The organism is Psychrobacillus sp. NPDC096389, assembly GCF_044762855.1.
GTDB lineage: Bacteria > Bacillota > Bacilli > Bacillales_A > Planococcaceae > Psychrobacillus.
Window position 1 is genome coordinate 111,491 of record NZ_JBIWFB010000004.1, and the last position, 21,819, is coordinate 133,309.

A 21,819-nucleotide genomic window follows, 5' to 3' on the forward strand; every position below is an offset into this window, starting at 1 on the left:
CTCCCATCACAAATGTTCCTGAAGAAAGAAAAATTATAACTTTTCTTTTAGTAGAGTGATGACTTCTTCAAATTCCTGTTGGTTATCTACAATGATACGGTCCAGTTCCTCCAAAATTTTCTCTTGAGAAAGCATACTTTTATCGTCTACCATTTCTGTATTCTTTCGATTATTTTGGTTTATTAACAGATAATTAATAAGGTTATTCAATGTATTGCTTTCTAAAAAGATAAAACTATTGTCATTTTCCTTTTTTTCTTCTTGTTGCTCGTCTAGTTGTTCCTTCATTAATCGACGTATTAAATTTTTTATTGAAGTTTCGTGTTCATTTCCATTCAGGTCTCTCATTTTTCATCCTCCTGTTTAAGGATAGTCCCGTTCAAACTGATGGGATTAATCGCAGTTACTCCTTCTTTTGTTTGGTCACTATATGTAAACCCCATAATACTGCCTCCATAAGACTTTTCAGAAGTCCAAGTAATCTGGAAATTGGAAAAAGTAATGATTTCATTAGGTTCAATGGAAGATTTACCTAAAGGTTTCAACCAAAATTCCTCTTTATTCGTTTTTTCATTTATGCGTTGCCATCCTCCTGGACCCTTTAGTGATTGTTTAAAATCTTCATAAACGTACTTCCCAGAAAAAGAAAAAGGCGATTCATTTGAGATTTTAATGCATAAATACGGATTTGTAATCGACTTATTGCCTGTATTCATTACATGGTAAGACCCAAGGCATAAGCTTTCCTGTGTAGGATCATGGGATATATCCAATGAATAAGTAAAATAGCTTATTATATTCGGTTTACCAGAATTATTAAGCTCAACTACTAACTTTTTTATTTCATCTAAGTATGATTTCTTTTGTTGTTGTAGCTTTGCTATTTTTGCTTCAACATCATTCGTATCGTATTTCACTACTTCGCACTCCTTTTATCAAAAAAATGAAGAGAGAAATATCCTCTCTTCATAATATGTTTGGTGCATACCTAATATCACCATTGTCGGCATTAAGGAAAAACAACTGGGCATTGTAGAGGACGAACTGGTGCAGGGCATTCAGTTGGTAAATCATCTCTAGGTTCACAGAACTCAGCCAAGAATTCAACCGTTACAGGGAATGTTGATTGGATGCTTTGGCAAGTTACTATGGAAAGGGTTAAACCTGCAATATTGATAGAACCAGCAGGAATAGTTGGTGTCGCTCCAGTTCCTACTGTGAGTACTCCAGGTGTACAGATGAAGCAGTCTAGATCTGTGTACGTTATTTCAACATCCGTTCCATCAGGAGCACACATAGTTACTACTTCACAACGAGAAAGTAGGAGACTTGGATTTACAGTTGCAGTTGGAGGTGCACTAGTCAAAACTGTTCCGTCTGCTAAAGTAATACAAAGCGTTATAACAAAGTTTTTACGAATATTAAGTTGTTGTAGCGTAACTGGTGTTCCATCAATGACAAATGGACGATCCTCACGATCTACAATGACAATCGGACTAACAGGACTAGGAGTCACTTCACATTTTACGACGGCACCAGAGAGTGTCAGTGGAGCTGTGGATGTAGGTACAGAAGCTGTTGGAAGGAATACAATATTACCTGTTGGTAGAACATAATCAAACGATCTTTCTTTCACAATCCAGTCATAAACCTTATCGACATTTATACATATTAGTTCTTGACCACCACTTAAATTTTTTGCTTGCATATTTGCGAAAACCTCCATTATTTTTTTGCTTACACAAGTATCATATGGAGTTAGTGCTCAAGCGTATAGGTAAAGTGCTTACCAAGGCATTATTTAAATTGACTGTTTTAATGATTTTTTGGCAAATCGATTTACATCTAAATCCTAGTGCATGTACTTCTGTGCACATCTTAATATGGAAGCAACTATTGATGGAGGGATGGTATGGGTAGATTTGCAACCCCAAAAGGCTTTATACCAACTATTAAAATTTGTCACCCAATGCAATCGTCCTTAATAGTATAGTCGTATATCGCAAAGGGGTGAAAATAATGGAAGATTCTAAGCTATACTCTACTCAAGACATCGAAAACCTAAAGCAGAAAATCGCGATTTATAGAGACACATTAAATTCATTAAAAGCTGGAAATTCAGCAGAAGTTAAAAATGGAACAGAAAAAATTCCAAAAGAGGAGTATGGGGAACGAGTGAAGAATATTACAGTTCAGATTGAATCTATCAATCAAACTGTAGAGGTATTAAGTCAAGACATTTCTGTAATTATGGATTTACTAAAATCTAATGAAGTGAACAATCTGATTGAAAGTATAAATACGCTAGTCGATTTACACGATTCGATAAATATCATCAACGAAAACGAGGAGAGTGAGATTGAAACCGAAATGAATCATACCGAGATATTAACTTCTCCGATCCCAACATCGGCTCTTCCTCTATCTTACAAACAATTCAAGAGCTTTTTTAATAATGCAAACGATATCCAAGAAGTTTCGGTTAGTCAGGAACCTATAGTAAGCTTAAGTTTAGGGAATAATCGTGAAAAACAACAAACTATTGGTAGAAGAAGTTTTCCATCTCTAGGAGTTAACTCTACTCAGATAAGTAATAGTCAGTATAGGAGTTCTCATACGAGAACCGCGAATACTTTAAATAGAGTTGTAATAAAACAAGCTATTCCATTAAAAGTAAATGTAAACCCTTCTATTTCATTTATAGCAAATGATATTCAATTTGAAGAAAATACAAATGTTGGAAAATCTTTCGATATAGTACAGAACGAAGCGAAAATTGAAGAGATAGAAAATACAGTTGAAATGGTAGTAGAAGATGTAAGTGAGATGGAAGTAACAGATGCAGGTAAAGTGATAGTAGAAGATATAGGTGAAATTATAGTAGAAGATACAGATGAGATGAAAGTAGAGGATACAGACGAGATGAAAGTAGAGGCAAAGGTAGAAGATACAGACGAGATAAAAGTAGAGGATGAAGTCGCGGTAAAAATAGAAGATACGGTCGAGATGATAACAGAAGATAAAGATGAGATGGTAAATGAAATAGTGGATAAATCAATTGTAATGGAACAATCAGAAAATAAAGCGAAAAATAGGGATTTTTTATCATTTTTTAATTTTTTCCTAAAGAAAAGTTAAGGTGAAAATAAAACAAGTGATTATTTCAGAATTTCTTTTAAAAGAAATGATAGACCATGCACGTAATCATCTTCCGTATGAATCGTGTGGGTTACTTGCCGGTATTAATGGAAAAGTAAATTCATTTTGGGTATTAGAAAATGAACTAAAATCGGATAGGCGTTTTTTTGTTTCAAAGACAATGGTGGAAAAAACGCTTAAGCAAATTGCAGAGCGGAAAGAAAATGTGATAGCTATCTATCACTCCCACCCAACAACTGCAGCCATACCTTCTAGTTATGATATTATAAACCACCCAGATTCTGATATTAAAATGCTAATTGTCTCTTTTAAGTCAGAACCTCCCGAAGCAAAGTGCTACCACATTTTACACCCTACGTATTCAAAATGTCCTTTTTTAATCGAAACATAATATTAGCCCTACCTTTATTTACTAGTTTTAATATACTACACCATAGCGATGGAGGTGAATTACATTGAAAAAGAATAAGGCAAGTATTCAATATATTAAAAAAGCCTCTACGAACACTACCCAAACGCCTACCGTAATAAACACTTTAGCAGATGGAAAAAAAGTAGTTAAAAACACTAAGCGTGGAGGGTGTTGTGGAAGATAGAATGTATATCTACTATATATAAGTTGAAAAAGGCATCATTCCCTTAAAAATTGGAGGGAATGATGCCTTTTTATAATAAATTATTTATTTTCAAAAATAGCTTCAATTTCATCTAACATTAAGTTAGCAGCTAAAACTCCACCAGCTGTATTCCAAACTGCATCACTAACTTCGTGAACGTTTCCGCTTTTCACTGCACTTAAATTTTTCCAAAGTGGATCATTTGTCCATTCTTTTGCTGTGTCAAGAGCAGCCTGGTCACCTTGTGGTGCATATGTGAAGTAGAATAGAATATCTCCATCCATTTTAGGTATTACTTCTTTCCCTACTTCTATTGCCAGATTTCCTAGTTTAGTATCTGCTTCGAATAACTCAGCTTGCGGTGCAGTACGATGGAATCCTAATTTATCGAAAATAACTCCTGAGAAAGAGTCCGTATAGTAAATACGTGATTTTCCTGCCATAAAACGAACAACGGATATTTCTTGATTGACTTTATCGCCAAGGCTTTGTTTTACTTTTTCTACGTGTGCATCAAATTGACTTAATACTTCATTTCCTTGTTCTTCAAGGTTTAGAGCTTTTGCATATAATTTAAAGTTATCTTCCCAGTCGCCTCTTAAAGTCTCAGAAAAAACAGTTGGAGCAATAGCGCTTAATTGATCATAGATTGCTTCTTGACGTATTTTCGTACCAATGATTAAATCTGGTTTTAGAGCTGCAATTTTCTCTAAATTTACTTCTGATTCTGTTCCTACTACTTCTACTTCTTTCATTTTATCTGAAATATGCTCATACCATGGATCGCCTAGCCAAGATTGTACAGCGCCTACAGGTGTAACTCCTAATGCAAGAAGTGCTTCTGTTCCCTCATTAGAAAGGATTACTACTCTTTCAGGTGTTTTATCAATAGTAGTTGAACCCATTGCATGTTCAATAGTATAGCGAGTATCTTCTGTTTTATTTCCTGTGTCTTGTGTATCATCTGCTTTTTCTTCCGTGCTTCCACATGCAGCTAGAAATAAAATGCTCACGATAGAAATAAGGATGAATAAGAATTTAAAAGACTTCATCTAAATAGTTCCCCCTAAGTATGGTGCTAATGATAATCGTTTTCATAACAAATTTTATAATAAGACCATCCTATGAACATGTCAATATGTAATTGAAAATGATTTTCAGGCTCATTGACAGTGTATTTAACATCGAATAGACTAAAGTGTGTAAAATTCTTTACTAATAAGTTGTTGGAAGGGTTTTTGTTATGTTGTTAAAAAATAATGGACAAAGGTTAATTGGACTTTTCATTGCCATTTTTTTATTACTACTATTAATGTGTGCAAGCATTGTTTACGGATATACGGATACAACATGGAGAATGGTCTTGGATGCTTTTCAAAATAATAACGGTTCAAACGAACATATAATAATTGAAACAGTTAGATTACCACGGTCATTAATCGCCGCCGCCGTTGGGAGCAGTTTAGCTATTTCTGGAGTTCTTATGCAAACTTTGACGAAAAACCCGCTTGCATCACCTGGAATTTTTGGAGTAAATGCAGGGGCGGGGTTCGCAGTAGTCCTAGCAGTCACTCTATTCTCTGTAGGGAATCTTCAAGCTTTTACATGGATATCCTTTTTAGGGGCAACTGTCGCAGCGATCGCCGTATATACAATTGGTTCTACAGGTAGAGAAGGATTAACACCCATGAAATTAACATTAGCTGGCGCAGCAATTTCAGCTATGTTTGCTTCTTTTACTCAAGGTTTTCTAGTTATTAATGAGGCTGCCTTCGAGCAAGTTTTGTTTTGGTTAGCGGGGTCTGTAGAAGGACGGAAAATGGAGATTCTAACTAATGTCTTACCTTATTTATTGATAGGTTGGCTAGGATCGCTCATTATCTCTTCCAAGATGAACGTTTTATCAATGGGAGAAGATGTTGCAAAAGGATTAGGTTTGAATACAGGGTTATTAAAGATAATGGTCGCAATCATTGTCATATTATTAGCAGGAGGTTCAGTAGCAATTGCGGGTCCGATTGGTTTTATTGGCATTGTTATTCCTCACGTAACAAGATCTATCGTTGGAATTGATCATCGTTGGCTCATCCCTTTTGCTGGTATTTTAGGAGGCATTCTTTTACTTGCTGCAGATATAATGGCGAGATATATTATCATGCCACAGGAAGTTCCCGTTGGTGTAATGACGGCGATTATGGGAACTCCATTCTTTATCTACATTGCAAGAAAGGGGTTTAATGCGCGATGAACCAATATAAAAATTTTAGACCGATGAAAGGAAAAGTATCTTTTCTTTTAGATTATAAAGCAACTATTGTATTAATAGTCTTGATGATAGTAGCAGGAGCTGTTTTCGTTATAAGTACAGGAATGGGCGATATGAAAATAAGCCCTCTTGCTGTTCTAAAGGTGTTTTTTGGTGGAGGAACAGAAATGGAGACACTTGTCGTTCAGTCGTTTCGTTTACCAAGGATTATCGTTGCACTAATAGTTGGAATGGCACTAGCGGTTGCAGGGGGGATACTTCAAGGGATCATTCGTAACCCCTTAGCATCACCTGATGTTCTAGGGCTTACTGGTGGAGCTTCCGTTGCGGTAGTAAGTTTTTTAGCATTTTTTAGTGACCAGAACAATGCTTTGACAGTAAGTATTAAATGGATGCCTTTAGCTGCATTCGCTGGAGCAGGTTTTATTGCAATGCTCGTTTATTTCCTAGCATGGAAAAATGGAGTATCACCGATAAGAATTGTTTTAATAGGGATAGGTATTTCTGCTCTTATGCAAGCTCTAACAACTTTAATGATGATCATGGGTCCTATATATAGAGCGAGTCAGGCGAATATTTGGATTACCGGTACTGTATATGGATCAAGTTGGGCAAATGTAGCAATATTAGTGCCATGGACTATAATTTTTATTCTAATCGCCATTTTTATGGTAAAGAATATAAACATTTTAGAACTTGGAGACGATATTGCAACTGGTGTAGGTGGTCACATTCAGCGTCACCGTTTTATATTGTTATTGATTAGTACGGCACTTGTAGGAGGATCTGTAGCATTTGCAGGTGGTATTGGATTTGTCGGTTTAATGGCTCCTCATATGGCAAGAAGATTAGTTGGTTCTTCGTTTGGAGCATTATTACCCGTGTCAGCATTCATCGGTGCTATATTAGTTATGCTAGCGGATCTAATTGGAAGAACAATGTTTTCTCCATTAGAAATTCCAGCAGGTGTGTTTACAGCGGGAATAGGAGCACCATATTTTATTTATTTATTGTTTAAAACGCGTAACGCATAGATGATTCATATAGAGGTTTCGGAAAAGGAGTGAATGAAATGAAGACAGCCATTGAGACAAAAAACTTAACTCTTTCATATGGGGATAGCATTATTATTAATGAATTAGATCTTCAAATTCCAAAAGGTGAAATTACCGTTTTTATTGGTGGAAATGGTTGCGGAAAATCCACACTTCTTCGTTCTATTGCTCGATTATTAAAACCAAAAAATGGAGCGGTTTTGTTAGAAGGAAACGCAATTTCCAAAATGTCTACAAAGGATGTTGCGAAACAAATGTCTATACTTCCTCAATCGCCTATTGCGCCAGAGGGACTTACCGTTCTCCAGCTAGTAAAGCAGGGGAGATACCCTTATCAAACGTGGTTAAAGCAATGGACAGAGAAAGATGAGGAAGAAGTAACAAAGGCTTTAAAAGCTACTGGGATTGAAGATTTAAAGGATCGTCCTGTAGATTCCCTATCAGGGGGTCAACGTCAAAGAGCTTGGATTGCTATGACTTTAGCACAAGATACAGACGTCATTCTTTTGGATGAGCCTACAACTTATTTGGATATGACGCATCAAATTGAAATTCTCGATTTACTTTATGAATTAAATGAAAAAGAGCAGAGAACAATTGTAATGGTGCTGCATGATTTAAACTTGGCGTGCCGCTATGCGGATAATATTGTTGCGATAAAAGATCGGAAAATATACGCACAAGGGAAACCTGAACATATTATAAGTTGTCCTTTAGTGAAGAGTGTATTTGGAATGGATTGTCAGATAACTGTGGATCCATTATTTGGAACTCCACTATGTATTCCATTTGGAAAAGGACGATGTATTTTAAAGGAAGTAGTGTTGTAATTGGACTCTAAGCTGGATAAGCTCCGTGAGCTACGTCTTACAACTGAAAAAATAGAATCGCCACTTTCTATTGAAATTAGTGAAATAATAGATGAACAATCAATAAGTAACTACTTAGACATCCTTAGTGCTCATATAGGTGCTTCTAATACTAAGGTTGCGGCATCATTATTTGTGAAACGTTATTCATTTATAACCGTTCTTTATTTGTATACAATGACAGCATGGAATGAAAAGTTAAATATTTCTTATGAAAATGTATCGTTAGAATCGGATGAAAGTGACAAACTTTGGTTGCCAAATTTCCACTTTCATCATTTAGAGTTGGAAACTTTACAAGCTGATAGAGACGAGTGGCGTTCAAATTGTATAGAATTACTATTTAAAGAGCATATTTCCCCAATACTGAATCTACTGTCGCAAACAACAAAAGTTTCTAAACTAATTTTATGGGAAAATATAGCGGTTTACATATCTTGGTTGTATGAAACAGTATTAGTGGCTGAACCAATAGAGATAGTTAATCGTTCAAAGGAAGATTTTCAATTTATTATGAATCGAGCTCCTGGCCACTTATTCGGAGATTATGATACAAACCCGTTAAACAGATTTTATCGCGAAGTGCAAGGAACAGTAGTTAGAAGAAGTACTTGTTGTTATTCACATTTAACAAATAGCAGCAAGTATTGTAAAACTTGTCCTCATCAGCGTTGATGAGAAGACATATTAAATCATCCAAGAGAGAACCTCTTTTAGAATTCACTATCTAAAGGAGGTTCTATTTGTGTTATGGTTAAAGAAAAAGGAGTACAAATTATGTACAAATATACATATGCACAACCAATTTCTATTGAAACAACACCATTTACACCCGTATACAATGAAGAAAATATCGCTACGTACAAATTTCAAAGGCATTACTCTAATGGAATCAAAAAATATATAGACAAGCTAATGGATTATCGCTATTTTTTACAATATGATGTATATGACTTGGATGACCAACTCGTGTTTACATGCAAGAAGGTGACGAGAAAAGGCAGGGTCTATTATGAAGCTTACGACTATTTGCAGCAACAGAAGTATACAGTTGCTTATGATAAATGGAAAGAGCTAATTCCAGATTTAATCATTACCAATGGTGATATGCAAATAAGCATACAGAAAGAAATGGAAGGCTGGTCACGATACATCTGGAATGACAAAGAAATTGCGAGATGGAAAGCAGATGTAGAAGAGGAATTTATCATTCAGTTGGAAATAGCAGAAGATTCACCGATTCAACATGCCGCATTTTTTATTGGGATTAGTCAGTGCGTGCTGTTTATCGGCGGGTGACATTACATAAGGAGAAAGATGGTTAAGTCATGAGACATTTAGACAAAAAAATACTATTTCCTATAGTGGCCGTCCTTATTTATATAATTTATGGATCTTATGTTACGTTGCAATCACCACTTGTTGGCATTGATGTTAAACATCAAAACGACACTTGGAAAGTCGATTATATATATGACAACGGGTGGGCATATAAACAAGACATTGAAATCGGAGATGTTTTGTTAAAAATAGACAGTGAGAGCCCGGATAAAAACAATCAGATTATAAAAGAGCAGATGATTAGAACGGCAGAGAGTCTTTCTTTTTTAAGTGAAAATGGCGAAGAGAAAAACTTCTTTCCTTCTTACGCATCGTTAACTGATCAGCTTTTCTCACATTTTCTCTTTCCCTTACTATATTTGATATTAACTATATATATAGCTATCTATATTTACCGAAAACAAAAGGAAGAATTTTCTGCGTTCGTTTTAATCCAATTTTTATTGTGTATCGCTGTAGCTTATGGAAGTGCAGGTGCTTCGAGTCGTGGAGATCTTATAGCTCGAATAGTAAATGGGGTAACGCTTGTCGGATGTCTTGTTCTTTATATCCAGTTTTTAAAAGTTTTTTTGGAGAATTTCCAAGTAACATTTATCAGTCAGTCAACCCTTAGAAAATTACTTTTCCTTCCGATATTTATTTTATTGACTAATGTCGTTATTTTATTAATTCCCTCATTGAAGTGGATCGAATTGATATTGGAATTGGGTATATTTAGCTTATTGCTACTATTTATTTTAGCTCTATTTATTAGAAACTACTCTAAGTATAAGGGTCAACCTGGTATTCAAGCGGTTAAGTTACTTGTTTTCATCTTTATATTAGCCTTTAGTCCATTTACGTTTTTATATGCAATCCCGGCAGTCTTTTTTTCAAGTTACATAGTGAATGCTGAATGGGCCGTTATGTTTTTAGTTTTCATTCCTATCGGCTTTATTTATTTACAACTGACAGAAAGGCTGTTTGATATAGACTATATATTAAACCGGTTTAAGTATTACACTGTACTAGCTTTTCCATTCTCAATCATCATTTGTGGAATTATTGGCTTATCTTTGAAAGAAAGTATATCCTTCGAACAAATTCTCTTTCTGTTTATCGTACTTTTTAGCGGAATCATTCTCTTTTTATACGTTAAAGAACGATTGGATTACACAAATAGAAAGTATATGTTTTCAACGAGAGGCAATTTACAAACAAATATGTATACCTTTTACCAAAAAACGAAAGACGAGCACCAAGTACAAATGGTTGTGAATCGGATTTTGAAAGAGATGGAAAACACGCTGAACCTAAAAAGTGTAACTTTTGTAGAAATGTATCAAGAAGAATTGACAAAGACCTGGAAAGTTCAATGTTTATCGTCCGCTACTTTTATAAATCAAACGGAATTAGAGACAGTGGAATGGGAGAACAAATCGATAGGGGATATTTACACTTTTTCAAAAGGTTTTGCTGTAGTCGTTGGTAGTTATACTGGTATTAAAAAACTTATTTTATGTGATGATAAAAAATCGGGAATGAAATTGGAAGTCCATGAGAAAATATGGATTGAAATGATGGCTTATTTTGCAAATGTAGTCGTGGAAAATATGAAACTAATTGAAGGATTAGTAGAACAAATTGACGAACTGAAATTGAGAGAAACAGACGAGCATCCGAAATGGCTATCTAAATTATTATTTGCACTTTCGGAAAAAGAGCGGGCAAATTTATCCAATGATTTGCATGACTCCATATTGCAAGAACAATTGCAGCTGCTAAGAGAAGTGGATAGCGTGTATGAAATGTTGGATGATCCAGTGATAAAAGGTAAATTGAGCGAGATGAAAGAACAAATGTTGGATAATGTACATCTGATTAGAGAAACATGCATGGAGCTAAGACCGCCATTACTGAGTGAACAAGGATTGAAGGAATCACTACGCAGGTTGATCCGCCAAACCAAACTTCGTTGTAACTTTCTTCTGTATGTATCAATAGGGGAGAATATTCACCAAAGCAAGGAGGAGGAGCTTATTTTCTATCGCATTTTTCAAGAGTTACTTAATAATGCAATGAAACATTCCCAAGCCAAAAAAGTAAGCATCGATTTTTATCAAATTGATCATTCCATCATTTTGCAATATGAAGATGATGGAGTCGGAGTTGATCTAACAAATGGGGGCAGCTCATTTAGCTCCATGGGTCTAGTGGGGATAAAAGAACGAATTAGAAGTATCGATGGTCGGATAGAAATAATTACATCTATAGGCCAAGGGATGAAGATCAGAATTGAAGTAGAAAAGGAGATGATTTGAAATGATTGAGGTGCTAATTGTCGACGATCATCCGTCTGTAAGCGAAGGGACAAAGGTTATTATTAACCAACAAAAGGATATGAATGTTACTGTACTGACAAACAGTCTAGAGGTTATGAAACACTTAGAGCGAGCAACCTACGATGTGTATTTAATCGATTTATATATGCCCGAATTAAATGGTTTGGAATTGATGAAGCTAATTAGAGAGAAAGAACCGGATTCTATTATCTTAATTTATACTGGATTTGACATCGAAACTCATTACAATGTGTTGATAGAAGCTAAAGTTTCCGGCTTCTTAAGTAAAACCGCAACAGGAGATCAAATTATTACGGCGATTCGATGCGCGCTACGAGAAGAGGTCGTGCTTCCATTATGCCTATTCCGTCAACTTAAAAGAATAGAGATGCCCACAACAGATGCACTTGATAATGAAACTCCTTTAGTGAATATTCGTTTAACAGAAAAAGAACAAACTATTTTAAGAGAAATAGAAAAAGGTTATACGAATAAAATCATAGCGAGAAATTTAATTATGAGTCAACGGACGGTAGAGCATCACTTAACGAAAATTTTCTCCAAACTGGGAGTTGAATCACGAATGGAAGCTGTACTGAAAGCACAGGAACATCAGCTATTATAGATGAAGAAGACACCCATCTAAAAGGGGAGGGGGACGTGTGATGAACGGAGCGGCAATGTTCAAGATGACGCTATCAATGGCGATTTTCGGATCAATTGGTTTTTTTACAGTGAAAACTGGTATACCAGCAGTAGAGTTAGTTTTTGTACGCTGTATTTGTGCTACACTTTTTTTAGGCTTTTGTTGGTTCATTACCGGACAACACAAAGTGGAAGTTTGGAAGAAACGTGAAGTTATACAAACGCTCATTTGTGGTATCTTTCTAGTGTTAAATTGGGTGTTTTTATTTAAAGCATTTGAGGAAATGTCGATTACAGTAGCCATTTCTATTTATAATTTAGCTCCTATTTTTGTATTGATATTAGGCAGCTTGTTCTTAAAAGAGAAGATGACACTTACTTCTTTGCTAGCAATTATCGTTTGTTTTCTCGGCAGTATCTTTATTATCGGTATTCAAAATTTCACTTCGCTAACCGATTTCATGAGTTCAGGTTTTGTGTGGGCTTTGTTGTCAGCATTGTGCTACGCGTTGACGATGTTGCTTGGAAAAGGGATTAATGGTTTAAGTGCGTATGCCATGACATTTGTACAGACGGCGATAGGTATTTTGATATTATGTCCTTTCATGAATTTCGATGTATTTCATGGTTTAAATAGTTCAAATTGGCTTTACATATTGGGAACTGGCTTGATACATACGGGATTTGTATATTACTTATTTTTTGATAGCCTTCGCAAATTATCAACAGTGGTTATATCTGCTCTAGTTTTTGTAGATCCAGTTGTTGCTATTTTACTCGATACAATTATTTTAGATTTCCGCCCATCGTTTTTGCAATCTATTGGTATTTTATTTATTTTTGGGGGTATTATTTACACTTTAGTCCAACCAAATATAAATCGGAAAATAGAAGTTTGAAAATGAGCGAGAAAAGGAATAATGACTATACAGAGTAACTTGAGGAGGAAAACAGATGGGAAAACTAACGCTAAAAGAACAAGTTTTACTTGCCTATTATATTTACAATTTCATAGAGGACAATGAACAATCGATGATGGAATTGGAACAAGTCTTGCAAGATAGTCTTCAGGAAAACCATGCAAATGCTTTAGAAGAGCTTAAACAGGAAGGCTTAGTCGACAGTACAAAAGAAGATAAGAAACAACGAATTACGAATGAAGGGGTATTATATATAGATAATATCCTGCACATTCAATCAGAATCAACAGACGGAAACAAATTAGCATATGTGAAAGATAACCTTCTGATCTATGAGATAGCATTTACAGAGGATAAGTTAAAAGCGTATGTCTATAAGCATGTAGGCATTATCGATGAGGATAACTAGATAGTTACGCAAAAACGTTTGACTAGCCAGTCTATTCAAACGTTTTTTTGCGTTTAAGAAAATGATAAGTTCTATTGGGTATGGATAAGTTTTTCTAAACAATATAGTTAAACGCAATATAGGGATAGTGCGTCGTAGTGAGTTGTATAAAGTATACGCAGGGATTTTCGCAGCAGGGCGGACGCTTTCCGTAGGGTGAGCGATGAGCCTTCACCGCCGCGCCTATGCGCGTACGTTGTGAAGTCTCATTTTACTCACTTGATCCTACTGGAGTCGCCTCCCTGCTGCGAAAATCCAATGATAAAACACTGACTTATCAGTGTCCGTAATTAACAATAAATGGTTGAATGAGACAAACTCGTCGAGCAAATGCCGGCTAGGAGAGTTCAGGGGAATTATCGTTGCCTCAATCCAAGTAAACTTGCTATTGTGAGAAATTAGTTGCTTTCATCGGCAGTTTAGTTGCTCTCATACAGATTTTAATTGCTTTCGTACTGAAACTAGTTGCTTTCAATAGCTCTTTGATTGCCCTTAGCCATTCTTTGGAATTTATTAATTAATAACAACATAATTTTGAATGACTATGTGAGAATCTGCAAAAGCGATAGCGACGTCGTGGCTTGTCACTCGTCCAGCGGAAATATAGCGACCTCCTTATTAAGCTCACTAAGATGCACTTTCCCTATAGTGCAAAACTAATCCTTTATGAGGGGAGTTTTAAAGTGAAACGCATTAGCCACAATGGTTAGTGTACATTATTAATAGATTAATAATAAATTAGGTAGACTTTCCAATATGATACATATATAATTACATTATTATTTAGAAAAAACCGAAAAGGTTAAAAGTTTTGATTATTTAAAAGAGAGGCAAGTTAGAAAGGGGCATTACATGATTTCATTTGAGCAAGTAAATAAGTATTATGGGGATTTTCATGTACTAAAAGATATTAATCTTACCATTCAGAATGGAGAAGTTGTTGTAGTAATTGGACCATCCGGATCTGGTAAAAGTACGCTATTAAGATGTATAAATGGGCTCGAAACAACTAGCGATGGAATTCTTAAAGTGAATAATATTCAAGTAAATGAAAAGAAAACGGATATTAATAAACTTCGACGAAATATTGGAATGGTATTTCAACATTTCAATTTATATCCTCACAAAACAGTCTTAGAAAATATTACACTTGCCCCTATAAATGTTCTAAAACAATCAGCTGAAGAAGCCAAAAAAACCGCGATGTATTATTTAGAAAAAGTAGGGATTCCAGATAAAGCATCCTCTTTTCCTTCTCAATTATCAGGAGGTCAACAGCAACGTGTTGCTATAGCTAGAGGGCTTGCGATGAAACCTGAAATTATGCTTTTTGATGAGCCGACATCCGCACTTGACCCAGAAATGGTTGGAGAAGTACTCGATGTAATGAAAGCGCTCGCAAAAGAGGGGATGACGATGGTCGTCGTGACGCATGAAATGGGATTCGCAAAAGAAGTGGGCGATCGAATTGTGTTTATGGATCAAGGGAAAATTTTAGAAGAGGAAATGCCGGTAGAGTTTTTCGAAAACCCGAAGGAAGAACGGGCGAAAGTATTTCTCAGCCGTATTTTAAATCACTAATCAATTAAAGGGGATGTATGAATGTTTAAGAAAAAAAAGTTTTTTAAATTTGCAGTGTTAGCGCTTATGTCAGTATTCTTTTTAGCAGCTTGTGGTACTGATGATGAGGGAAGTAAGGGTGCAACTAGTGGGGATAGTGACAAACTTGTTTTCGGTGTAAAATATGATACAAAATTATTTGGATTAAAAAACCCAACTTCCGGTGAAGTAGAAGGGTTCGATATCGATATTGCAAAGCAATTGGCTAAAGAGATTCTTGGTGATGAAACCAAAGTTGAATTTGTAGAAGTAACATCCAAAACAAGAATTCCATTATTGAACAAAGGCGACATCGATGCAATTATCGCTACAATGACAATCACAGAAGATCGTAAAAAAGAAGTAGACTTTACTGAAGTTTATTTTGAAGCAGGTCAATCTTTACTTGTAAAAAAAGGAAGCCCAGTACAAAGCATTGATGATTTAACAAAAGATACAACAGTACTTGCAGTAAAAGGATCTACATCTACAGATAATATCCGTGCAGCTGCTCCAGATGCACCAGTTTTAGAATTTGAAAACTATGCAGAGGCATTTACAGCACTAAAAGCTGGTAAAGGTGACGCTTTAACAACAGATAACTCTATTCTTATGGGAATGGCTTCTGAAGATGATTCTTTTGAATTAGTTGGTGGAAAGTTCACGGATGAGCCATACGGAATTGCCGTTAAAAAAGGAAATACAGAGTTATTAGATAAACTTAACAAAGCACTTGAAACAATTCATTCAAATGGCGAATTCGATAAAGTGCATGATAAATGGTTTGAGGGTATGAATTACTAATGATTTCAGTAGGTTTCTAAATGTTTTTTCATTCAGGATGAGCATTATTGTTCATCCTGATTATGTTAAGTGAGGTGAGAGAGATGTTGGATTTCTCTATATTAGTCAATTATTTCGATATGTTTATGTATGGATTTAAAATTACGATTATTGCTAGTTTAGTTGCCCTAGTTGCCAGTTTCATAATAGGTGCAATTATTGCTGTTATGAGAATTACACCAATCGCACCATTACGATGGTTTGGGACCGCATATGTAGAGTTCTTCCGTAATATCCCACTAGTTGTTATTGCTTTTTTCTTTTATATTGGTACTCCGGTGCTCGGACTTGAATTTTCGGGATTAACGGCAGGGACTATCGCACTCGCAATTTATACGTCTGCTTTCATTGCAGAGGCTATCCGCTCTGGTATATTGTCAGTTCCTAAAGGGCAAATGGAGGCAGGAAGATCATCAGGATTAAGCTATATTCAGACGATGAGGATAATCATATTACCTCAAGCTGTTAAAATTGTAATTCCCCCAATCGGTAATCAGTTTATCAACTTAGTAAAAAACTCATCTATATTAGCGCTTATAGCTGGTACGGATCTTATGTATCAAGCAGATCTTATCTCAGCTAAGACATATGTAGTTTTTGATGTATACATATTTGTTGCTCTATTTTATTTAGTGCTTACAATTCCATTAAGTACAGGTGTAGGATACCTTGAAAAACGTCTTGCAAGAAGCCACTAAGGAGGTGTCATAATGGATTTTTTAGGTGCATTTTCTTCCACTAATTTGCTATTTCTATTAGAAGGATTTTATGTAACGCTTAAAGTAGCGTTTATTTCCATCATTCTTAGCTTTATTATAGGGGGATTAGTTGGAACATTACGATTTGCTAAAATTCCTGTTCTATCAAAAGTATTAGTAGTATTAGTCGAAGCTATTCGAAACTTACCACTTTTATTAATCATCCTGTTTGTTTACTTTGCTCTACCCGAGATCGGTATTAATATGAGTATTACTGCTTCTGCCATTGTGGCATTAACTGTTTTTGAATCAGCTATGCTTGCAGAAATTGTTCGTGGTGGTTTAAATTCCATTCCAAAAGGACAAATGGAAGCAGCTCGTTCATCTGGCTTGTCCTATGTGCAAGCTTTAAGACTTATCATTTTACCGCAAGCGCTGCGAAGAATGGTGCCGAATCTTGTGAGTCAATTTATTTCACTACTCAAAGATACATCGCTAGCAGTTGTAATAGCACTTCCTGAATTACTGCATCATGCGAAAATCATTCAAGCGCAACAAACAAGCTATGTGATTCCGATTTTCATCTTAATCGCACTTATGTACTTCGTTGTAAACTACGGACTATCTTTAGTTGCAAAAAGACTAGAGCTAAAAAATGCATAAAGAGCAAGCAACAGATACACTCAAAAAAATGGAGTGTATCTGTTGCTTTTTTTGTAATACGGGTTTATATTTTCCTCAGGGAAACTTTTTGGATAAAAGGAAATTAAAAACCCTTAAATCTCCTTAAGAATAGTAGGGGTGAGTCTAATGGAGAATAAACAAGAACATAGTGAATATAAAAAATACGAAGAGTTAGGGTCTACTCCCAATAAAATAAGTAGATTATTACCTTTTCTAGGTCCTGCTTTCATCGCAGGAGTAGCATATATTGATCCTGGAAATTTCGCAACTAATATTAGTGCAGGTTCTGAACACGGATATTTACTGCTTTGGGTAGTGCTTGTTTCTAATTTAATGGCAATTCTTATACAATCATTATCTGCCAAGTTGGGAATAGCAACAGGTAAAAACCTTCCAGAAGTATCTCGTGAGAAATTTCCGAAGGCAGTATCGATTGGTTTATGGATTCAAGGAGAGCTCATAATAATTGCTACGGATCTTGCCGAATTTATCGGTGCAGCACTGGGATTGTATTTATTGTTTGGCATCCCATTATTACCTTCCGCATTAATTGCGGCGGTAGGATCTTTCATAATTCTTGAATTACAACGTAGAGGTGTACGTTCATTTGAAGCAGGAATAACCGGAATGCTCTTTATAGTAGCTATTGCGTTTGGTCTGCAAGTCTTTTTAGCGAAACCTGACGCTAGTTCTGTTATTGCTGGCCTTTTTACTCCAAAATTTGATGGAGTTGACAGTGTAATGTTAGCTGCTGGGATACTAGGGGCAACTGTAATGCCGCACGCAATCTATCTGCATTCCGCTTTAACTAAGAAAAGAATTATTGGTAGAACAGAATCTGAGAAAAAAAGAATCTTTCGCTTTGAATTTGTAGACATTTTAATAGCTATGGTGATTGCTGGTACTGTAAATGCCAGTATGCTAATTGTTGCGGCTGCATTGTTTTTTCAAGAAAGATTGCATGTCGAAAGCTTGGATGTAGCCTTTCAATTATTTGGAGATATGATTGGACCATTCGCAGCGATATTATTCGGTATAGCATTGTTGGCATCAGGGTTAGCTAGTTCCTCTGTAGGCACTCTAGCGGGAGATGTCATTATGCAGGGGTATATTAAGCGGCGTATCCCTCTATATTTGAGAAGAGCGATAACGATTATTCCGCCTATTATCGTCATTGCAATGGGAGTAAATGCCACAACAGCACTTATCTTAAGTCAGGTGATTTTATCATTTGGTATACCATTTGCTTTAGTTCCATTAATCGTCTTTACGAGTAGCAAGAAAGTTATGGGATCATTAGTAAATCATAAAATCACAAGCTTTTTTGCATGGGCCATTGCAATTGTTATTATCATTTTGAATGTATTCCTTATTGTACAAACAGTACTGGATATGATGCATTAAAAAAATAATATTTGAACTTACAGCGTGAACGAAATTGTTCACGCTGTATTTGTTATGGAACAATTGTGAAACTTTAACTAGCATCGTACCTATGTGTATGGTAAGATTCTTCTTATGAAAAAAATGACTAGGTAAAGAAGGAATTAGAAAATGGTGATAAGAAAGAAGAAAGGTCTAGGGGAGAAGTTAAATCTATTTCATTTAACTTGGCCCATTTTTTTAGAAGTATTTTTGTTTATGCTAATGGGAATTGCCGATACATTTATGCTAAGTGCACTTTCAGATAATGCGGTGTCTGGAGTTGGAGCGGCAAACCAATATATACAAATTGCTATTTTAGTCCTAGAAGTAGTAGGTAACGGGGCAGCAATCGTAGTGTCGCAATATCTAGGGTCGAAACGATTCATCGAAGCTTCTAAGATATCTGGGCTTGCAGTGACATTGAATTTAGGCGTTGGGATAGTATTGAGTATAGGCTTTATACTTTTCTCTAAGAAAATAATGATTGCGATGAATTTGCAAGGGGATGTCCTTGTTTATGCCAATCAATATTTATCGATAGTTGGAGGAGCAATTTTCCTACAAGCTGTCATTAATGCTTTGGCAGCAATTATTCGAGTGCATGGATATACGAAGCAGACGATGCTTGTGTCTTTAGGGATGAATATCATTCACGTTGTCGGTAATTATGCATTGATTTTCGGTAAATTTGGATTCCCAGAATTGGGTGTGCAAGGTGCTGCAATTTCTTCAGTAGCAAGCCGACTTGTTGCTATGCTTGTGTTCTTCTGGTTGTTGTACCAGGTAATGGAATACCGGGTGAAAGTAGCTTATTACTTTACTATGTCCAAAGAGTATATTCGTAAAATTTTACAAATCGGATTACCATCTGCTTTCGAACAGATTTTGTATCAAGGATGCCAAATTGTATTCCTTTATTATGTAACATATTTAGGAGCAGAGTCTTTAGCAGCAAGACAATATGCAGTGAATATATCAATGTTCACGTATTTATTTGCAATAGCAATCGGAATGGGGACGGCAATCATTGTCGGTAGACTCGTTGGTGCGAATGAAAAAGACGAAGCGTATAAGTCTGTTTGGACAAGTGTCAAGTGGGCATTATTGTTCACGCTCGTGATGGTTGCGATTGTCATGCTATTCCGGATTCCGCTGATGAGTTTGTTTACGAGTAACGAACAAGTTATCAAAATCGGTGCATCTGTATTAATCTTAAGCATTTTGCTAGAGACAGGTCGTACGATGAACATTGTTATTATTAACTCATTACGAGCGGCAGGAGATGCAAAGTTTCCAGTAGCTATGGGTGCATTATCTATGGTCATGATGAGTTTACCATTAGGATACTTTTTAGTTTTTGTATTGGATTTAGGCTTGCCGGGAATTTGGTTAGCAATAACAGCCGATGAATGGACAAGAGCCATCATAATGTATTTTAGATGGAAGGGTAGAAGATGGGAAAAGTTTGCCCTCGTAAAACCAATAGAAGAAAAAGAAAGACCAAGTGAAAGCTAAGTAGATGCTTTCCTTGGTCTTTTTTGTCAATTACTCACTAACGTAGCACAAGTTTCGAGATTTAATGTTTTCAACTGCTCAACTGCATTTTTTAGTGTTTCCACGTCTTGGACAAGCGCAACCCGTATGAAGCCAGCACCTGCTGATCCAAATACTGTACCAGGTACCATAACGACGCCGGTTTGTTGGATGACTTCAAAAGCAAATTCTTTATCATCCATATCATAAGGATATTTAGCCCATACGAACATACCGCCATTAGAAGGTGCAACAGTCCATCCTAAATCTTTTAAGCCTTGCATCAATACTTTGTGGCGCTCTGCAAATAGTTTGCGCAGGCGATCAGTAATTTCTTCTGCATTATTCAATGCCGTAATTGCTGCTTCTTGAATAGGACCGAAAATACCGAAGTCCAGATTAGATTTCAATTGTTTCATAATACTAATCATTTTTGCATTTCCTACGAGATATGCAATACGTGTACCAGCTAAGCTGAAACTTTTAGATAATGAGTTAATCTCCATACCAACTTCCATTGCTCCAGGGGTAGTTAGAAAACTAGTTGGTGCATCCCCAGAAAAATAAAATTCAGAATAAGCGGCATCATGTAAAATAATCACATTGTATTTATTGGCAAAAGCTACAACTTTTTCAAAGAAGGCTTCATCAGGCATTGCTGGAACAGGGTTTCCTGGAAGATTCAATATCATTAGCTTCGCTTTGTATGCGATTTCTTCTGGAATTGCATCTAAATTAGGTAAATAGCCATTCGTAGCAGATAGATTCATATAGTAAGGAACCGCACCTGCAAGCTTAATACCAGCGTCATAGGCAACGTATCCAGGGTTCGTTGTAAGTACAATGTCTCCTTCGTTGCAAAATGCTATTGGAAGATGAACAAGACCTTCTTGGGAACCCATTGTTTGTAAAACTTCGGTTTCTGGGTTCAGTGTAACGTTTACACGTCGTTTATAATAATCCGCTACCGCTTGGTTAAAACGTTTTGTTCCACTAAGCATGTAGCCATAGGAATGTTCAGAGAAACTTTGTTCAGATAGGACTTTTCTTACTTCTTCATCTGGAGGTAAGTCCGGACTACCTAAACTTAAATCGTACACTTCATAACCAGCTGCTTGTTTTGTTGCGGCGGCTGCTTTTAAATCACCGAAAATAGCAGGTTCAAATATGGACATTTTTCTAGATGGTTCGATATTCAATTAAAAGCACTCCTCGCATATGTAAATAATTTTATCATTCATTGTATCACAAGTTACATCAATATTGCGAAAAAATTATATGTAAATACTACCTATTTCGACTATTATGTGAATATAGTTTTAGTAGAAAGGCAAAGGGTAGCTCATTTATACAATTTTAAAAAGCTATTAGTACTCTCGATTGAGAGAACTAATAG

General features: G+C 35.9%; 22 protein-coding genes. 17 read left to right on the plus strand and 5 right to left on the minus strand.

What is annotated here, in order from left to right:
• Positions 1-33: 33 nt before the first annotated feature.
• The 3 genes from ACIQ38_RS12100 to ACIQ38_RS12110 form a co-directional block, all read right to left on the minus strand.
• A complete protein-coding gene (locus ACIQ38_RS12100; protein ID WP_402822889.1) occupies positions 34-348 on the minus strand; it encodes a hypothetical protein in 315 nt (104 codons plus the stop codon).
• The gene (locus ACIQ38_RS12105) at positions 345-917 is read right to left on the minus strand and encodes a hypothetical protein (protein ID WP_402822892.1); all 573 of its coding nucleotides are present in this window, start codon (positions 915-917) and stop codon (positions 345-347) included. Before ACIQ38_RS12105 ends, ACIQ38_RS12100 begins: the two co-directional genes overlap by 4 nt.
• Before the next feature lie 92 nt (positions 918-1,009).
• Positions 1,010-1,708: a BMQ_0737 family morphogenetic spore coat protein gene (locus ACIQ38_RS12110; RefSeq protein ID WP_402822895.1), complete on the minus strand. Its 699-nt coding sequence runs from the start codon at positions 1,706-1,708 to the stop codon at positions 1,010-1,012.
• A 311-nt stretch (positions 1,709-2,019) separates the two neighbouring features.
• On the opposite strand from ACIQ38_RS12110, the gene ACIQ38_RS12115 reads away from it, so the two are divergent.
• Positions 2,020-3,138 (plus strand): hypothetical protein, encoded by a 1,119-nt coding sequence (locus ACIQ38_RS12115; protein ID WP_402822898.1) that lies wholly within the window; start codon positions 2,020-2,022, stop codon positions 3,136-3,138.
• Position 3,139: 1 nt separating this feature from the next.
• Entirely contained in the window at positions 3,140-3,550 is a 411-nt protein-coding gene (locus ACIQ38_RS12120; protein ID WP_402822901.1) for a M67 family metallopeptidase, read from the plus strand.
• Positions 3,551-3,835: 285 nt separating this feature from the next.
• On the opposite strand, the gene ACIQ38_RS12125 is transcribed toward ACIQ38_RS12120, so the two are convergent.
• On the minus strand, positions 3,836-4,828 hold the full coding sequence (locus ACIQ38_RS12125) for an ABC transporter substrate-binding protein (protein WP_402822904.1): 993 nt from the start codon (positions 4,826-4,828) through the stop codon (positions 3,836-3,838).
• A 191-nt stretch (positions 4,829-5,019) separates the two neighbouring features.
• On the opposite strand from ACIQ38_RS12125, the gene ACIQ38_RS12130 reads away from it, so the two are divergent.
• The 15 genes from ACIQ38_RS12130 to ACIQ38_RS12200 all read left to right on the plus strand — a co-directional run bounded on the left by ACIQ38_RS12130 (position 5,020) and on the right by ACIQ38_RS12200 (position 20,405).
• The gene (locus tag ACIQ38_RS12130; protein WP_402822907.1) at positions 5,020-6,024 is read left to right on the plus strand and encodes a FecCD family ABC transporter permease; all 1,005 of its coding nucleotides are present in this window, start codon (positions 5,020-5,022) and stop codon (positions 6,022-6,024) included.
• Complete coding sequence (locus ACIQ38_RS12135; RefSeq protein ID WP_402822910.1) at positions 6,021-7,076, plus strand: FecCD family ABC transporter permease; 1,056 nt, start codon at positions 6,021-6,023, stop codon at positions 7,074-7,076. The genes ACIQ38_RS12130 and ACIQ38_RS12135 overlap by 4 nt, the downstream gene beginning before the upstream one ends.
• Before the next feature lie 38 nt (positions 7,077-7,114).
• Positions 7,115-7,927, plus strand: coding sequence for an ABC transporter ATP-binding protein (locus tag ACIQ38_RS12140; protein WP_402822913.1), 813 nt, complete (start codon positions 7,115-7,117; stop codon positions 7,925-7,927).
• Complete coding sequence (locus ACIQ38_RS12145; RefSeq protein WP_402822916.1) at positions 7,928-8,641, plus strand: IucA/IucC family C-terminal-domain containing protein; 714 nt, start codon at positions 7,928-7,930, stop codon at positions 8,639-8,641.
• Between the two features lie 75 nt (positions 8,642-8,716).
• Positions 8,717-9,265 carry a tubby C-terminal domain-like protein gene (locus ACIQ38_RS12150; protein WP_402822919.1) on the plus strand — a complete coding sequence of 183 codons (549 nt, stop codon included), beginning with the start codon at positions 8,717-8,719 and terminating at the stop codon, positions 9,263-9,265.
• A gap of 29 nt (positions 9,266-9,294) precedes the next feature.
• A complete protein-coding gene (locus ACIQ38_RS12155) occupies positions 9,295-11,607 on the plus strand; it encodes a sensor histidine kinase (RefSeq protein ID WP_402822922.1) in 2,313 nt (770 codons plus the stop codon).
• 1 nt (position 11,608) lies between these two features.
• Complete coding sequence (locus ACIQ38_RS12160) at positions 11,609-12,253, plus strand: response regulator (RefSeq protein WP_402822925.1); 645 nt, start codon at positions 11,609-11,611, stop codon at positions 12,251-12,253.
• Positions 12,254-12,293: 40 nt separating this feature from the next.
• Complete coding sequence (locus tag ACIQ38_RS12165) at positions 12,294-13,172, plus strand: DMT family transporter (RefSeq protein WP_402823548.1); 879 nt, start codon at positions 12,294-12,296, stop codon at positions 13,170-13,172.
• Between the two features lie 55 nt (positions 13,173-13,227).
• Positions 13,228-13,602: a hypothetical protein gene (locus ACIQ38_RS12170; protein ID WP_402822928.1), complete on the plus strand. Its 375-nt coding sequence runs from the start codon at positions 13,228-13,230 to the stop codon at positions 13,600-13,602.
• A gap of 891 nt (positions 13,603-14,493) precedes the next feature.
• A complete protein-coding gene (locus ACIQ38_RS12175) occupies positions 14,494-15,222 on the plus strand; it encodes an amino acid ABC transporter ATP-binding protein (RefSeq protein ID WP_402822931.1) in 729 nt (242 codons plus the stop codon).
• A gap of 21 nt (positions 15,223-15,243) precedes the next feature.
• Complete coding sequence (locus ACIQ38_RS12180) at positions 15,244-16,044, plus strand: transporter substrate-binding domain-containing protein (RefSeq protein ID WP_402822934.1); 801 nt, start codon at positions 15,244-15,246, stop codon at positions 16,042-16,044.
• Positions 16,045-16,127: 83 nt separating this feature from the next.
• Positions 16,128-16,781: an amino acid ABC transporter permease gene (locus ACIQ38_RS12185; RefSeq protein WP_402823551.1), complete on the plus strand. Its 654-nt coding sequence runs from the start codon at positions 16,128-16,130 to the stop codon at positions 16,779-16,781.
• A gap of 12 nt (positions 16,782-16,793) precedes the next feature.
• Positions 16,794-17,444: an amino acid ABC transporter permease gene (locus tag ACIQ38_RS12190; protein ID WP_402822937.1), complete on the plus strand. Its 651-nt coding sequence runs from the start codon at positions 16,794-16,796 to the stop codon at positions 17,442-17,444.
• 147 nt (positions 17,445-17,591) lie between these two features.
• Positions 17,592-18,869 carry an Nramp family divalent metal transporter gene (locus ACIQ38_RS12195; RefSeq protein ID WP_402822939.1) on the plus strand — a complete coding sequence of 426 codons (1,278 nt, stop codon included), beginning with the start codon at positions 17,592-17,594 and terminating at the stop codon, positions 18,867-18,869.
• A 150-nt stretch (positions 18,870-19,019) separates the two neighbouring features.
• Positions 19,020-20,405, plus strand: coding sequence for an MATE family efflux transporter (locus tag ACIQ38_RS12200; RefSeq protein WP_402822942.1), 1,386 nt, complete (start codon positions 19,020-19,022; stop codon positions 20,403-20,405).
• A gap of 26 nt (positions 20,406-20,431) precedes the next feature.
• Here ACIQ38_RS12200 and ACIQ38_RS12205 read toward each other — a convergent pair whose 3' ends face one another.
• The gene (locus ACIQ38_RS12205) at positions 20,432-21,622 is read right to left on the minus strand and encodes an aminotransferase class I/II-fold pyridoxal phosphate-dependent enzyme (RefSeq protein ID WP_402822945.1); all 1,191 of its coding nucleotides are present in this window, start codon (positions 21,620-21,622) and stop codon (positions 20,432-20,434) included.
• Positions 21,623-21,819 lie beyond the last annotated feature (197 nt).